The sequence below is a fragment of the Streptomyces sp. NPDC001843 genome (assembly GCF_042891955.1).
Lineage (GTDB): Bacteria > Actinomycetota > Actinomycetes > Streptomycetales > Streptomycetaceae > Streptomyces.
The window spans coordinates 104,062-119,287 of sequence record NZ_JBIATQ010000012.1; the positions used below are offsets into that span (position 1 = coordinate 104,062).

9 protein-coding genes and 1 pseudogene are annotated in these 15,226 nt (G+C 69.2%); 5 read left to right on the plus strand and 5 right to left on the minus strand.

Annotation, left to right across the window (positions count from 1 at the left end; all coding sequences use genetic code 11):
* The first annotated feature begins 195 nt into the window (after positions 1-195).
* The gene (locus tag ACFYZQ_RS28140; RefSeq protein WP_389153340.1) at positions 196-393 is read left to right on the plus strand and encodes a hypothetical protein; all 198 of its coding nucleotides are present in this window, start codon (positions 196-198) and stop codon (positions 391-393) included.
* Between the two features lie 33 nt (positions 394-426).
* Here ACFYZQ_RS28140 and ACFYZQ_RS28145 read toward each other — a convergent pair whose 3' ends face one another.
* On the minus strand, positions 427-1,029 hold the full coding sequence (locus tag ACFYZQ_RS28145) for a TetR/AcrR family transcriptional regulator (RefSeq protein ID WP_389153342.1): 603 nt from the start codon (positions 1,027-1,029) through the stop codon (positions 427-429).
* 121 nt (positions 1,030-1,150) lie between these two features.
* Here ACFYZQ_RS28145 and ACFYZQ_RS28150 point away from each other — a divergent pair, with 121 nt between their 5' ends.
* The 3 genes and pseudogenes from ACFYZQ_RS28150 to ACFYZQ_RS28160 all read left to right on the plus strand — a co-directional run.
* Positions 1,151-2,143: an aldo/keto reductase gene (locus ACFYZQ_RS28150; RefSeq protein ID WP_389153345.1), complete on the plus strand. Its 993-nt coding sequence runs from the start codon at positions 1,151-1,153 to the stop codon at positions 2,141-2,143.
* 94 nt (positions 2,144-2,237) lie between these two features.
* Positions 2,238-2,549, plus strand: a complete 312-nt coding sequence (locus tag ACFYZQ_RS28155; protein ID WP_389153348.1) for a Scr1 family TA system antitoxin-like transcriptional regulator — start codon at positions 2,238-2,240, stop codon at positions 2,547-2,549.
* A gap of 74 nt (positions 2,550-2,623) precedes the next feature.
* Positions 2,624-2,746, plus strand: a pseudogene (locus ACFYZQ_RS28160) (DUF397 domain-containing protein); the annotation flags it as partial.
* Between the two features lie 85 nt (positions 2,747-2,831).
* Here the strand turns inward: ACFYZQ_RS28160 and ACFYZQ_RS28165 are convergent.
* The 4 genes from ACFYZQ_RS28165 to ACFYZQ_RS28180 form a co-directional block, all read right to left on the minus strand.
* Complete coding sequence (locus ACFYZQ_RS28165) at positions 2,832-7,157, minus strand: Eco57I restriction-modification methylase domain-containing protein (protein WP_389153351.1); 4,326 nt, start codon at positions 7,155-7,157, stop codon at positions 2,832-2,834.
* Complete coding sequence (gene drmD, locus ACFYZQ_RS28170; protein WP_389153354.1) at positions 7,154-10,399, minus strand: DISARM system SNF2-like helicase DrmD; 3,246 nt, start codon at positions 10,397-10,399, stop codon at positions 7,154-7,156. Before drmD ends, ACFYZQ_RS28165 begins: the two co-directional genes overlap by 4 nt.
* A gap of 133 nt (positions 10,400-10,532) precedes the next feature.
* Complete coding sequence (locus tag ACFYZQ_RS28175; protein WP_389153357.1) at positions 10,533-11,795, minus strand: protein kinase; 1,263 nt, start codon at positions 11,793-11,795, stop codon at positions 10,533-10,535.
* 202 nt (positions 11,796-11,997) lie between these two features.
* Positions 11,998-12,939, minus strand: a complete 942-nt coding sequence (locus tag ACFYZQ_RS28180; protein WP_389153360.1) for a serine/threonine-protein kinase — start codon at positions 12,937-12,939, stop codon at positions 11,998-12,000.
* A 142-nt stretch (positions 12,940-13,081) separates the two neighbouring features.
* Between ACFYZQ_RS28180 and ACFYZQ_RS28185 the strand changes: the two genes are divergently transcribed.
* Entirely contained in the window at positions 13,082-15,112 is a 2,031-nt protein-coding gene (locus ACFYZQ_RS28185) for an N-6 DNA methylase (protein WP_389153364.1), read from the plus strand.
* Positions 15,113-15,226: the final 114 nt, after the last annotated feature.

The following is a 15,226-nucleotide window of genomic DNA, read 5'->3' on the forward strand; positions in this document are numbered from 1 at the left end:
CGGAATGGTCGAACCCTTACGACCACCTGCGCGAAGTGACCCGCGACGACGTCATCACTTACATCAAGACACTGCACGGCCACCAGCGCCACGACCAACTCGCCTGCCCGCGCTCGCTGTTGACCCGGGCCAAGCGGAACGGACTGATCTTCCAACACGACCGGCCGAGCCAGCAACCACTGGATCAGTGCTGCGATGCGCGGCCAGGACGCGACCCCGGAGCGACTCCGCGTCGACCGCCAGCTCGAAGAGGCCAAGGTCAAGGGGCCTGACCCGCTCCATCTCGCCGAGGTGTTCGGGCTCGACGAGAGAGCCGCGATGCGCTACGCGGACTCCGCACGGGTGCTACTGGAGCAGGCTGCCGAAACCGACCCCGTGAAGGTGGAATCCTGAGGAGTACACCGGAGCCGCCCGCGACCGGCGGCGTCACAGACGGTCGGGGTGTGGGGTGCCCGCGCCGCGGAGCAGTGTGTCCACGACGAGCATCGCGAGGGCGTCGGTGTCCTTCTCGTTCTCGTTCTGTGCGGCCTCGTGGATGAGGGCGTAGTAGACGCGGCGGGTCCACGGAATGTCGACGTCGGCGCGCAGGACGCCTGCCTCCCGGGCCCGGCGGAACAGCTGTTCGCACGTGTCCCGTACATCGCTGTGGACGCGCGCCACCTCCGGGTTGGCTGAGGAGGCATGGCTCATCGCAAATCCCCAGCTGAGCTTGACGCTTAGGACGTTCGCCGTCGTCTGGTAGAGGGCGACCAGCGGCGGAGCCGTGTCCGGGTGGGCGGCGCCCACCGCCGCGGCGAACCGTTGGGTGGCCCACATCGCCAGGGCGTCGATGAGTGCTTCGCGGGTGGCGAAGCGCCGGTGCACGGTGGTGCGGGCGACACCGGCGGCTTCAGCGATCTGTTCCATCGTGGCAGCGGGGTCGCGGCTGAGGGTTCGTTCGGCCGCCTCCAGGATCGCCGTCATCGTCCGCTCGGCGTCCGCGCGCAGCGGCCGGCTGCTGGCGGGGGTCGACTGCCTCTGCGTCTTCATGGAGAAAGCATACGACAACGTCACCGTTCATCGCAGAGTTGCATCATCGGTGTAGCAAGTTATAGCTTCACTGCATCCAGCTTGATGCGACTAGAGACGCCTCCTGAAAGGTTTTGAGCACATGGAGTACACCCGCCTCGGCCGCAGCGGCCTCTCGGTGTCCCGACTCGTCCTCGGCACCATGAACTTCGGGTCGCGAACGTCCGAAGAGGACAGTCACGCGATCATGGACCGTGCGCACGAGTACGGCATCAACTTCTTCGACACGGCCGACTCCTACGGCGCGCAGCAAGGCGAAGGCCTCACCGAGCAGATCCTCGGCCGGTGGTTCGCCCAGGGCGGCGGCCGGCGCGACAAGACCATCCTCGCCACCAAGGCCTACCAACCGACGGGGGACGGGCCCAACGAGAACGGGCTGTCCGCGCTACACATCCGGCGCGCGGTCGACGCGTCACTGAAACGGCTGCAGACCGACTACATCGACCTGTACCAGATGCACCACATCGACCGGAACACTCCGTGGGAAGAGATCTGGGAGGCATTCAGCGTCCTACGCCAGCAGGGCAAGGTCCTCTATTTCGGCTCGTCCAACTTCGCCGGCTGGCACATCGCGCAGGCGCAGGAGGCCGCGCGGTCGCGGCACTTCCTCGGACTGGTCACCGAGCAGTCGATCTACAACCTCATGACCCGCTGGGCAGAGCTGGAGGTGCTGCCCGCCGCACGGCACTACGGGCTGGGAGTGATCCCGTATTCGCCGCTGCAGGGCGGAATGCTCAGCGGTGTCCTGCGCAAGCAGCGTGAAGGGCTCGCCGTCCGCAGCGGCTCCGGAATCTGGGCCGCCGCCTTCGCCGAGCAGCGAGAAGCCGTCGAGGCATACGAGAAGTTGTGCGCCGAGATCGGACAGGACCCCGCCCACGTCGGACTGGCGTGGCTGCTCGCGCAGGACGGGGTGACCGGGCCGATCGTCGGGCCACGGACAGCCGAGCAGCTCGACGGCACACTGCGCGCACTGCAGATCACGCTCGACGGCGACACTCTCGCCAAGCTGGACGAGATCTTCCCCTCTCCCGCACCCAACGGCGCCAAGCCCGCTCCCGAGGCGTACGCCTGGTGAAGGTCTGATCGTTGACGGGACGCCCTCTTCGGGGAACGAACACTCCGCGGACAGGAAACGATCACGGGAAGAGACCTGTCCGCGCGGGCCAACGATGACCGCTGTACCGATGTTCATGCGCGGGCAGTGGCAGCACCTGATCGAGGTGGGGTCTTTGCGCAACGTCGAGGTTCAGGTCATGCCCGCTGAGTCCGGCTTCCACTCGGGCCTGAACGGCCCGTTCGTGGTGTTGGAGACCAAGGAGCAGCAGCACCTCGGGTACATCGAATCCCAGGAAGTCGGGCGCGTCGTCCGCGACCCAGCAGAGGGGAACGCCTTCGGGTTGCGGTATGGCGAGCTGCGATCACAGGCTCTGAACGGTGTCGAGTCTGCGCGGCTCAGCGAACGGCTGGTGGGAGAGACATGAGCGTGGGGCAGGGATCCGAGAACGTGGACGGTCTGCGCTGGTTCAAGAGCAGCTAAGCGGGTCGGGGGTGCGGCGACTGCGTGGAGGTGGCCGCCGACCCGGACGCCGTGTATGTGCGGGACTCGAAGGCTGCCGGGAACGGGCCGGTTTTGCGAATCACCCGACGCGAGTGGGCGGCGTTCGTGGCGGCGAAGTAGAGCCAAGTAGAGTTTTTTGGCGGAACAACGGGCTCTCTCACGTCACTTGGGGTGACGTGAGAGAGCCCGTTGTCATGCCGCCGGCTCAGAACAGGGCGCCCTCAGCGCCCTCCCCGAAATTCGACCCACCTCGCGCCGCAAGTTGCTCCTTGCGCTTCCGAATGGCTTCGGGAGACGGCGGGGGAAGGTCGGGGTGCTTCTCCCTCGCCTTCTTTTCGGTCACACCCTTGTGCAACCCGAGGTGAACCTCGTCGGCGTATGCCTGGTGGTTCAGCTGCCGCAAGCGATCGATGATCTCGGTTCGGGCAAGGAGACCGATGGTGTAGCGGGTGCCCTGGTCGGTCTCGTGGAAGCCATGATCGAGCGGGAACGTCTCGTGGGTCGGGTCAGCGGACGGAGTCCCAGTGTCGTCCAGGAGGTCGTCCCAGCCGTATGCCTCGATGGTAGCTCTGTCGATTTCCTCGTGGATACGACGGAGTTCGATGATGCGTTCGTCCTGACACTCAGGCCTGTGAAGCAGATTGTAGGTCTCCGTGAGACCCAGACCAAGGGCGACCATCAAGTCGCTGCGGTACTCGGAAAGGCGAGCTCCCGCCGCGCGGAGGCGTGCGGTGACCGGAGGGCGGACGAGTGTTTCAAAGACGTCAGTCGGCGAGTAGCGCAGATCACCTTTGATGGTGGAACCATTTTCAATGGCCCACCAGTAGTGGGGAGCACTACTCAGCACACCCAGCGAACCGAAATCATCCGAAGCCACCACCACCAGCGCTTCGGAGAAAACGTGACCGGTGGCAACCATCACGGGCATGACCGTATGGGTGTGCCGGGTGATGGCGATGCACTGATCGAGCTGAGCAATCACCCCGTACAGGCCAGGGCGCGCGTTCCAGAACTTCCACCACTCATGAACCATGCGAGGATACTTCTCAGCATCCTTGGTGCGTCGCTCGGGCCACACCAGTTCCCTTACCTGACGATAAGCCAGAGGGTATTCCTTGGCCTGCTCCTCAGTCATCTCACCAAAGTTGATGACCCACCGATCCGTATCATGCGTAGGACTCCCATTGACATCCTGCCCGTTCAGGTAGGGGCACAGCACTTTCACATACCTTGGATCCGCAGAGATCCAAGATTGCGCTTCCTCTCGAGGCAGGGTGAAACCCAACCCCAAAACGATTGTCCCCTGAAAAGAGGTGGCGGCATTGCACTGCAACCCCTCCACCCAAGACGCCTGGCGTGTCTTCAGGTTGAGCGACGTCGAGATGCCATTTGGCGCCGGCACCCGTCCCAGCACTCGCTCGGCACCCACCTCCAGACTCACCTTGCTTGTCCACACTGCGCAATACTCAAGCGCTGCTGAACTAGATGGCCACGGAGCGCTTTTGACAGCCCGGCGAATATCGACGCCACGTTGTGCCAATACATCCAGACTGACCTCACGCGATTCCCCTTGCGCGAGAGAGTTGGTGGCAATGATGCCGGACTGCCCAGAGGGGTGGAGGAGTTGATGCACTCGCAATTCGAAATAAGCCACTAGATCCGCATTGCCTCGCGACCCGTCGGCCACATTTTCCACCAAATATTCACGGTAGGCCTGACCCTGGGCTGGTGTGATCTTCTTCCCTCCCAGGAAAGGTGGGTTTCCGATGATCGAGTCGAACCCTCCCTTCCGCGAGAAGACCTCCGGAAACACCAGCGGCCAATGCACCGGCCGCCGCTCCAGCCCTCCCTGCGGTAGCTCGGCCTCCAGCCACTCCTCCGCCGTAGCCCGAGCCTCCCGCACCACCCCGGATTCGTCCTCGACCCCGTTCTCCACGATCTGCCGCACGATCCACGCAGCCCGCGGAAACAGGTCCCGAACCCGCTCCCCGCCGTCCTCCTCGTACCAAGGCACCCGCCCCGAAGCACAAGTGGCCAGTGCAGCACCGGCAATAAGATCCCCCACCAGCCGCAGCCGCCGCGAATGCCGGTTCACGGCCTCCAACCGCTCCCGCTTCTTCCGCAGTGCAGGCAGGTCAACACCCTTGATCGCGGTGATCGCCAACCGCTCACGCGTCAGCTGGTCCACCAACTGCCGTGCCTGCTCGGCCAGAATGTCGGTCTGCTGCCCCGGCTTCATGTGCACGGACTGGATCTGCTCCATGCTGTGCACACCGAGCAGCGAGTCCCCGCACACCAACCGGTCGTCCAGGAACGTGAACGGCCGCCCCGGGTCCATGGACACCAGCCACAGCGACAGCTTGGCCATCTCCACGGCCATGGGGTTGATGTCGACGCCGTACAGGCAATGCTCAATCACCTGGCGCCGTGCCTCGACCACCACGGGATCCTGCTCCGCGTCAGCCGCCGTCACCGCGTCCACGGCCCGCCCCGCCCGGTACGTCATCGCATCCGCGCGGCCCTCGGACTCCCAGGCCTCGATCAGCCGGTCCGCCAGGTAACGGCACGCAGCCACCAGGAACGCCGCCGAACCCATCGCGATGTCCGCGACCTTCAGGTCGAGGATCTGCTCGGAGGACTTCAGCCGCCACTCCCCCGTGTCCGCCGTCTGAAGCGGACCCGGCTCGTACACCAGCGGCTCCAGCGCGTGCAGCACGACCTCCTCCGCCAGGAAGCGGGGCGTGTAGTGCGTCCCCGTGTTCTTCCTCAGGGAGGACTCCGTCACGTACAGCGCACCGTTCGGGATCACCGTCGGCAGGCCACGCAGGTCGTCCCGCAAGATGCCCGCGAACGGCAGCAACCGCTCCGTGAGCCCCGGGTCCTTCGTCACCGCGTTCAGCCGGCGCCGGGCCTCGGCCGCGTCCTCCGTACCCAGCGGGGCAAGCTTCTTCTCCAACTGACCGGCCGTCGCCGGGGGCTTCGGGTCCTTCCACTTGTCGTGGATCGACTTGGCCAGCGTCTTCACCGACGCGCCCGACTTCGCCGCCAGCGACTCCAACTCCCCCAGTGGCACCTCGTGTTCCAGGCCCTCGGGGCCGATCAGCCCCACCATGTGCTCAGTGGCCCGGCGGCCGTCGAACGACAGCAGGCCCTCATACACGTAACCGATCTGCTCGACGTCCAGCGCCCGGAAGCTGAGCGTGCGGACCTCGCGGTCCTTGCCCTTGCCGACGCGGACCTCCTGCACGGCCTGGAGCATGTGCAGGACCGTGCGGTCGTCGATCGGGAGGAGCGGGGTCGTGCGCTCCAACCACGGGTACTTCTCCGGGTCGAAGATCGAACCGTCGTACGCCGGGAGGTGGAAACCTGAACCCGGGTGGTCCACTCCTCCGTGCACCGCGTGGAACAGGGCGATCAGGCGGTGCCAGGCCGACGTCGTGTGCTCCAGCGACGTCTCGCCCTCCTCGTCCGCCCGCGCCTTCAGCTCGTCCCGGAGGAAACGAGCCGAGTACGAGCGCGCGTACACCTCGTTGTCCGCCGGCAGCAGACCACGTTCCTCCGCGAACAGCAGGAAGACGACGCGCATCATCACCGCGACCGCGCCCCGGTACACCTCCCCCGCGCTCACGCCGGACGCGTGCAGGCCCGGCGCCCCGTGCTCGACCGCCCGGACGTCCGCCCGCCCTATGGCATCCACCAGCAACTCGACCGCCTGCCGGACCTGGATGCCCAGCGCCTCGGTGACGTCCTCGCCCGCCGCCAGGCTGGCCTTCAGCAGGCCCACCAGCGTCTCGGCGTCGTCGTACTCGAAGAACCGGCTGCGGCGCAGCAGTGACACGAACGCGCGCACGACGTTCCGTTCCGCCGCCTCGTTCCAGCCGATCGAGTCGAAGACGGCCGTGGTCGTGACGCCGCCCAGCGGGGCCCAGACCAGGCACCACCAGCGGCCGTCGGTCACCAGGCCGAGCGGTACGCCGTGGTGGCGCAGGAGGCGGGCCAGGCGGTCGGCGGGGGCCGCGGACCAGTCGCCGCCACCGCCGAGGCGGGCCGTGGGCGCCGTACCGGCCGGGACGGTCATGCCCAACAGCCGTACCCGCTTCGCCGCCGACTCCACGTCCGGCTCGGCCGCCAGCTCCGCGCCGGGTTCGACCAGCGCGAAGTCGGGGCGCACCTCGGTGTTGTGCTCCGCGACCCGCAGGGCCAGGCGGTCCAGGCCGTGGTGCTCCGACTCGCCCTGGCGGAAGGCCAGGGCGTCGCCCCACTCCAGGAGGCGGCCGAGCACGTACGCCACCCATTCGTCGCGGCCCGCCGTCGTGTCCGTTTGCCAGTCGGCGTGGCGGGCGCGCAGCCTCGGCCGCTCCTCCTTCTCCAGGGCGTCCAGCTGGGGCCAGGCGCGCAGCAGGACCGGCATGGTCAGGAACGGGCCCGAGACCTCGGTCAGGTCCAGCCACTCCTGGTGCTGCCTGCGGCCGTCGGTGGCCTGGGCCTTGGCGGCGGCTGCTCCACGGCTCATGGTGCGGCGGGGGCTCATCGGCGGGCTTCCTTTGCGGGGATCACGAAGACGACTGCGGCGGGGAAGAGGTGGGAGCGGGGTTCGCGGTAGCGGGCGGCGATGGCGGCGAGTTCGCGCTCCCGCTCGGCGGGCAGGCCCTCCAGGCGCTCCTGCCAGCGGCGGCGGTCGTCCTCGAACTGGCGGCGTTCGTGGCCCGTCAGCTCGTGGGTCGACAGCAGGGCAAGCTGCTCGCCCTCCCCGTCGCCCTCCTCCTTGAGCTTGGCGCGCAGGGTGGCCTCGAAGCGGTCGAGGGTGGCCGTGATGCGGCGCTCCTCCTCCGCCCGGCGGTCGGCGAGCCTGCTCTCCAGCTGGCGGCCGAGTTCGCCGGCCCGTGCCTCCAGGGAGCGGTAAAGGGGGTCGCGGAGCCTCGGCCAGGCCTCCGTCAGCTCCTTGCGGAGGTGCGGCGCCGCCTCTATGCCCTCGGTGAGCGCTTGGGACAGGACCCTGCCCTGCTCACCCACCGACTCCCAACGGCGGAAGCGGCCCGTGTCGCCGAACCAGCCGCCCGCGTACAGGACTTCCTCGTGCAGACGGGTGCCGTCGGTGCCGACGAGGACGTAGCGCGCGTACGCGGAGACCAGGGTCGTCGTCACGGCCGGGTCGTCGGAGACGACAGCGGTGACACGGTTGAGGCCGATCAGATCGGCGTTCCAGACCGCCGCGGTCAGCAGGCGTGTGGAGAGGGCCACCAGCGGATGCTTGAGGTGGGCGAGGACCACGTCGTCCTTGGCCTGCGCCGCCACCACCGGGGAGAACGTGAGCGGCCGCTGCTCGCCCTCGCGGAGCTTGTGCGCGAGGCCCCGGGTCGCCCGCTCCCAGCTTCCCGACAGGGGCTGGACCTCGAACAGGTCGCCCGGCTCGAAGTCCTCCGCCCGCAGGGACGACGGCAGGAGCGGCGGCTGGTTGTCCAGTGCCAGGGCCGTGTCGACGACCCGCTTGACGTTGGTCGGCGTGAGCCCCAGCGCCGTCACCGTCTCGTCGTACTGGTCGGCGAGCCGCTTCGTCTGCGCGGTGACGTTCTGCTCCGGCGCCACCTCACCGCCGGTGCGGCGGCCCTTGATCGGCTTGGGCTTGGCGTTCTCGATGTCGACCGGTGCCGTGTCGCCGGTCATCCGGCGCTGTACCGCGTCGGCGAGGACGGCGTTGACGGAGCCGAGGTCGTGCTCCATGCGCGCGACCTTCTTGGCCACGCGGGAGAGGAACTCGAGGTCGGCCTCGTAGGAGCCGGCCTGCGCCTGCTGCCAGCCGGAGCCGATGAAGTGGGTGATCTCGGGGTCGTGCTTCTGGCCCCAGCGGTCGATGCGGCCGATGCGCTGTTCGAGCTTGTTGGGGTTGAAGGGGATGTCGTAGTTGATCAGGCGGTGGCAGTGGTTCTGGAGGTCGATGCCCTCGCCGGCGGCGTCGGTGGCCAGGAGGATTCGGACCTTGCCCTCCTCGCGGGACGGGTCGGTCTGGAAGCCGAGGCGGATGCGCTCGCGCTCCTCCGCCGACAGACCGCCGTGCAGGCGCTCGACGCGTCCGCCGTCGGTGAGTTCCTCCTGCTGGAGGAGGTCGTACAGCCACTCCTGGGTGTCGCGGTACTCGGTGAACACCACGACCCGTTCGTTGGTCCACCTCTTGCCGTCGGGGCAGCAGACGGCCTTGAGTTCGCGGATCAGCGTCTCCGCCTTGGAGTCCGGTGCCGCCTCGTGCGTGAGGGCCCAGCGCTCCATCTCCTGGAGCAGGTCCAGTTCCCGGCCGTCCTCCGCCGGCGTCAGCGACGTGGAGCGGGTCAGCGCGTCGTCCTCGGCGTCGACCAGGCCGGTGTCGTCGAGATCGGCGACCAGGTCGGCGAACTCCTCGAGCCACTCGGGGACCTCGGCGGCTGCCGTACGGCCCCGCACAGGGGCGGTGTCCTCCAGGTGGGACAGGTAGACCTGCACCGTGTGCAGGAACGCCGCCGGCGAGGAGAACAGGCGCTTCTTGAGCAGGAGGGTCACCAGGTCGGCGGCGCGGCGTCCGCCGCGGGCCGTGGGGGTGAGTTTCTTGCGGCGCAGTTCGGCGAACTCCCCGAGGAGGCCGTGGATCTCGCGCTCCTGCGAGGTGTAGTCGACGGGGAGTTCGAGGGTCTTGCGGGTGCGGAAGCGGAGTGTCACACCGTCGCGCTCGGTGATGGTCGACTTCAGGCGTCGTACGACGGTGTCCTTGAGCGCTTCCTTGTCGGGATCGACACCGCGCGCGAAACGCTGGTCATCGATGAGTTCCAGCAGCGCCGTGTAGGACTCGGGGTAGCCGTTGTGCGGGGTGGCGGAAAGGAAGAGGCGGTGCTCGAAGTGGGGGACGAGGCGCCGGATCAGTTTGGTCTGCTGGGAGTCGACGGCGTACACCTGCTTGGGCGCGGCGGGCGCCACGTGGTGTGCTTCGTCGAGGACGAGCAGGTCGAAGAAGCGCTTGTGCTCGCCGTCGGGGCTCTCCTCGGGGGCGCCGATGACCTCGTCGAGGAGGCGCTGGGCCTTCTGGCCGCGCAGCCAGGGCAGGGAGAGGATGGTGAGCGGGTGGACGCGGAAGGGGTTCGCCGCCGTGCCGTGGGTACGGCGCAGGCGGGCGCAGTGTTCGGAGTCGACGATGGTGAACTCCAGGCCGAACTTCTCGGCCATCTCGTCGCGCCACTTGAGGGTGAGGCCGGCCGGGCAGACCACCATGGTGCGGCGGGCCCGGCCGCGCAGCAGGAGTTCCTGCACGACGAGGCCTGCCTCGATGGTCTTGCCGAGGCCGACGTCGTCGGCGAGGAGCAGGTTGACGCGGGGTGCGCCGACGGCGCGGGAGACCGGCTCCAGCTGGTACGGCTCCACGGCGACGCCGGAGCGGAAGGGGGCCTGGAGGGTCTTCGCGTCGGCGGAGGCGACGGCCGACCAGCGCACGGCGTCGAGGAAGGCGGCGAGGCGGTTCGGGGAGTCGTAGGTGCCGGTGGAGGCGTCGGGGAGGGAGCCGGCGGGCAGCACACGGCGGCCGGGCTCGACCTCCCAGATGACCGAGAGGGTGTCGCCGAAGCGGCCGTCGGCGACGGACTGGAGGTGGACCAGGGTGGCCGGGCGGCGGTTCTCGACGCCGTCGGGGGTGGCCGGAGACGGCTCGACGCGGGCGACCACCCAGGACTGGCCACGCACCTCGACCAGGTTGCCCTCTTCGGGGAGCGCCTCCGCCCCCGTCCGCTCGGTCTCGCGCTGAGCTGCTGGTGTCATGGGCGCTGTTCCCCTCGGTGTCTCCTGCCGCCGTCCGTAGACAGTGTCCTGTCTCCCCTCCGGACGGTGCGACGGCAGGCTAACACGAGGCATTATCTGTGAACAGAGATTACAAAACTTTGGGGGCGGGGTCTCAGCTCATCCGGCGCAGCCGCTCCAGCAGTGCCCGGCTGCGTCCGCGTCCGGCTCCGGAAGCGGGCAGGACGGTGTCCTCCTCGTCGGCCAGGCGGCGCAGCAGCTCTTCGGCGGCATGGCGTTCTCCGGTGCGGACCAGCAGTACGGCGATCTCGTAGCGGGTGTCGAGCACGGCGGGGTGGCCGGGGCCGAGCAGGCTGCGCTGTTCGGCGAGGACCGACTTCAGCTCGTCAAGGGCCTGGCGGGTGCGCCCGAGAGCGCCCACGCACAGCGCGGCTCCCGCGCGTGCGGCGAGGATGCCCGCGCGGTCCAGGCCGGGGGCGGCCAGCAGGTCCTGGTACTCCTCGAGGGCACGGGCGGGGTGGCCGGCACGGCGCAGGGCCTCGATCTCGGCCAGGCGCGGGTGGGCGGGCGCGGCCTCCGTGACGGGGGCCGGCCGGGGTGCCCACGCGGAGAGCAGGGCGGCCACCTCCGCGGCGGAGGCGGGCCGGTCCTCGGGCTTCTTCTCCAGCAGCCGCTCGACCAGCGTCCGCAGGCCGTCCGGTACGTCGGGGCGGCGGTCGGCGAGCGGTGGGACGGGCTCGTTGGCGTGCCGGTGGTACAGCATGAACGGACTGCCGTCGGTGAAGGGCGGTGTTCCGGCGAGCAGTTCGTACAGGACGCAGCCCAGCGAGTAGAGGTCGCCGGCGGGCACGGTCCGGCCGACGGCTTGTTCGGGTGCCATGTAGACGACCGTGCCGGGGGTGGCGTTGGAGGCGGTGAAGCGGGTCTCGCCGGGCTCGGGCTCCAGGGCCGCGGCGACCCCGAAGTCCAGGACCCTGATCTCCCCGTCGGGGGTGATCATCAGGTTGGACGGTTTGAGGTCGCGGTGCACGACGCCCTGGCCGTGGGCGTAGGACAGCACCTCTGCCGTGCGGCGGGCGATGTCCGCCGCCTGCTCGACACCGAGCGGACCGTCGTTCTTGAGGACGGCGTCCAGCGCGCGGCCCGGGACGAGGTCCATGACCAGGTACAGCTCGCCCTCGTGGCTGCCGTGGTCGTGGACGGCCGGGACGCCGGGGTGACGCAGGCGGCTGGTCAGGCGGGTCTCGCGGAGGAAACGGCGTTCCAGGGTGCTGAGTTCGGCGCCGCGACCGCGGGTCGCGAGCACCTTGACGGCCACTTCCCGGTGGTGGTCGCGGTCGTGGGCCGCCCAGACGACCCCCATGCCGCCCCGGCCCAGTTCGTGCGTGAGCTCGTACCGTCCAAGGCTTCGCCGCATCGCGCCCCGTCCCCAGTCCCGGCGCCTGCAGCGCCCGCCGCCTCCCGGCGGCCGGGAACGTCACGGCACCCGGCCGACGAGGCCATTGTGTCACTGGTCACGGCACTCCTGTGCCCCGTGAGGCGAGAAAGGTGGTCCCTGCAACCGTGGGCCCGGCCGCGGCAGGGACGCGCCGAGGGGCCCGCGGTGGCACCGGCGCGACTCACAGGGGCAGCGGGCCCTGCGGGACCAGGAACGGGCGGCGGGGGTCCTCGGGCACGGTCCGCCTGGCGGCCAGCTCGGGTCGCGGATCCGGCAGGTGGGGCGCGAGGGCCGCGTAGACCTCGGCGGCGGAGGAGGGGCGGTCGTCCGGGTGTTTGGCGAGCAGGGCCGTGAGCAGGGCCTGGAGGTCGCCGGGCACGTCCACTCCGCGGTCGGCGACGAGGGGCGGGGGTGAGGTGAGATGGCGGGAGGCCAGCAGCGCCGGCTGGTGGGTGGGAAAAGGTGCCTCACCCGTCAGCATGTGGTGCAGCAGGCAGCCCACGGCGTACAGGTCGCTGCGGCCGTCGAGCCGGTCCTGCCCCGACAGCAGTTCGGGAGAGGCGCACAGCAGGTTGCCGACGCCCTCACCGGTCGTCGTCAGCCGCGGGTCGGTGTCACCGAGCAGCTTGACCAGTCCGAAGTCGAGGATCTTCACGATGCCGTCCCGCCGGATCATGATGTTCTGCGTCTTGAGGTCACGGTGGACGAGGTCGGCCGCATGCACGGCGGACAGTCCCGAGCACAGCTGAGCGGCGACGGCGACCGCCGAGGGGACGTCGAACCGTCCGTCTTCCTGCTGGTCGAAGAGGTACTCGAGAGTGGTCCCCTCGATCAGTTCCATCACCAGGCAGCAGGTGTCGTCCGTGAGCGATGCGTCGAAGACGGTTGCGACGTTCGCGTGGTCCAGACGCGCGGCCGCGCGTGTCTCCCTGCCGAACCGCGCCAGGGCCGCATCTCGGCTGCTCGCCACGGCCAGCAGCTCCGTGGCGACGGTCTTGACCGCGACGGGCCGGTCGAGGGGCAGGTCGCGCCCCTGCCACACCTGCCCCATCACGCCCTGCCCCAGGACCGACTCCAGCCGATAGCGGTCACCGAGCACCGAACCCGGCACGAGACCCGGCATATTGCTTGACCTCCACATTCCCCACACATCAAGGTGGAACGCGAACTCTGTGAACAAAGTCAATGAGGGTAGTAGCCTTCCCAGCAATACGGCCGCTGGGACGCCGACCAGCCCAGCCGCCAAGCAACTCGGAGACTGATCGATGAGTACCCCCGACGCCGTACCCGTCAGCCTGGCCGAGATCGCCCGGATCGCAGGGGTCGGGCGAGCCGCGGTGAGCAACTGGCGCCGCCGCCACGACTCATTCCCCACGCGGATCGGCGGCACCGACGTCAGCCCGCAGTTCTCGCTGGCCGAGGTCGAACAGTGGCTGCGGGACAACGGGAAGCTGAAGGACATCGGCGGCCGGGAGCTCCTCTGGCCGCGTTTCGAGGCGCTGGGCAGCAGGAACGAGTCGGGACTGGCCGTCGCCGAGGCGGCTCGCCGGATGCGTTCCGCCAAGGCGCGGATCGCCCGTCCCGAGCTCTCCGCGCAGGCCCGGGACCTGGTGTCCGAGGCGGCGAAACTGGGGCGTGCGGAGGGACCGCGCGAGACCTTCGAGTTCCTGCTGCAACGGTGGCTGGAGACCCATGTCCGGCAGCTCAGCACCACACCACCCCAACTGGCCGCGCTGATGGTCCGGATCGCCCTCGCCGTCCGGCTCGTCCCGGGCGAAGGCGTTTCGGGGAAGGGGGTCCCGGGAGAAGGTGGCCTGGGAGAAGACGGGCTGACCGTCCTCGACCCGGCGTGCGGCACGGGGCATCTGGCCGCCGCGGCCGCGCAGGAGTACGGCCGTCCGGGCCTGGAGCTGCTCGCCTGCGAACTGGACCCCGCGCTGGCCGCGCTGGCGTCCGCCCGGCTCGAATTCGTCACGGAGGACCGTGCCGTCCGCACCCGTGTCTCCACGGCCGACGCACTGCGGGATGACCCCTTCGCCGGCGAGAAGGCCGACATCGCGCTCTGCAACCCCCCGTTCAACGAACGCGACTGGGGCTATGAGGAACTCGCCACCGACCAGCGCTGGACCCATGGTCTGCCCCCACGGACCGAACCCGAACTGGCCTGGGTACAGCACCTGCTCTCCCATCTGAAACCCGGTGGGGCCGCCGTGGTCGTCCTTCCGCCGGCGGTCGCGTCACGCAAGGCGGGTCGCCGCGTCCGCGGTTCACTGCTGCGCACCGGAGCGCTCCGGGCGGTGGTGTCCCTGCCTCCCGGCAGCGCCCAACCGCACAGCGTTTCCTTGCAGTTGTGGGTCCTGCAGGCAGCGGTGAACGGCTCTGCCGCCGCTCCCCCGAGCCAGGACGCCCTCCTGGTGGACGCGACTCGTTTCGCACGGCCCGGATCGCGGGAGCCGAGCCCGGACTGGGCCGCTCTCGGGTCGTTCGTCCTCGCCGCGATGGCGACGCTCGACCACCCGGACCAGGATCCGCCGGAGGGCGCGGTCCGAGTCCCGCTCCTGGACCTGCTGGACGACGAGGTGGACGTCACCCCGGGTCGCTACACCGCATCGGTGACGGAACCTTCCCGCAAAGAACTCCTCGCGAAGTGGGAGGAGTTCGGCTCGCTGCTCACCGGCCTGGCCGATCATGCGCAGCAGCTCTCCCTACTCGACTTCGAGGCCGGTGCCCCGCAGACCACCGCGACCGTGGGAGACCTGGTCAAAGCCGGCGCCCTGACACTGCGCGCCGGACAACAACCGCCGGAGACGGTGACACCGACTCGCGGGGCCACCGTGCCATTCCTCACCGTCGCCGACCTGCTGCACGACGGCGCTCCCGGCGGACTGCTGGCCACCGACTCGGCGCACGCCGTCGCCGAGGAGGGCGACGTCGTGGTCGCCGGAGTGATCCGGGCCTTCAAGGCGTGGGTCCACGAAGGACCACCGGTGGCCCTGGGCCCTCAGCTCTACGCCTTGCGGGTGGACCCGGAGAAGCTGGACGCCCACTTCCTCGCCGGCTGTCTGCGCGCACCGGCCAACGGCCGTCAGGCGGGCACCCACGCCTCCAGTTCGTCCCGGGTCGACATCCGGCGTCTCCAGGTACTGCAGCTCCCCTTGGAGAGGCAGACGGTGTACGCCGAGACGTTCCGTCGCCTCAGGGCCTTCGAAGCACTCGTCACCAAGGCCGAGGGTTTCGGTAAGGGCTTGGTGAGCGATATGAGTGATCGCCTTGCGGCGGGTGGGCTGACCACCTGACCGTCACCGGCTGTGCCTGGCGATCACGCCGTAACGTGTGAGCAGGCTTTCACGCCAGTCCTTCCGTGACGTGGAAGCCCCGTTGCGCCCCCGCGGGGGTCCTCCCGACGATGT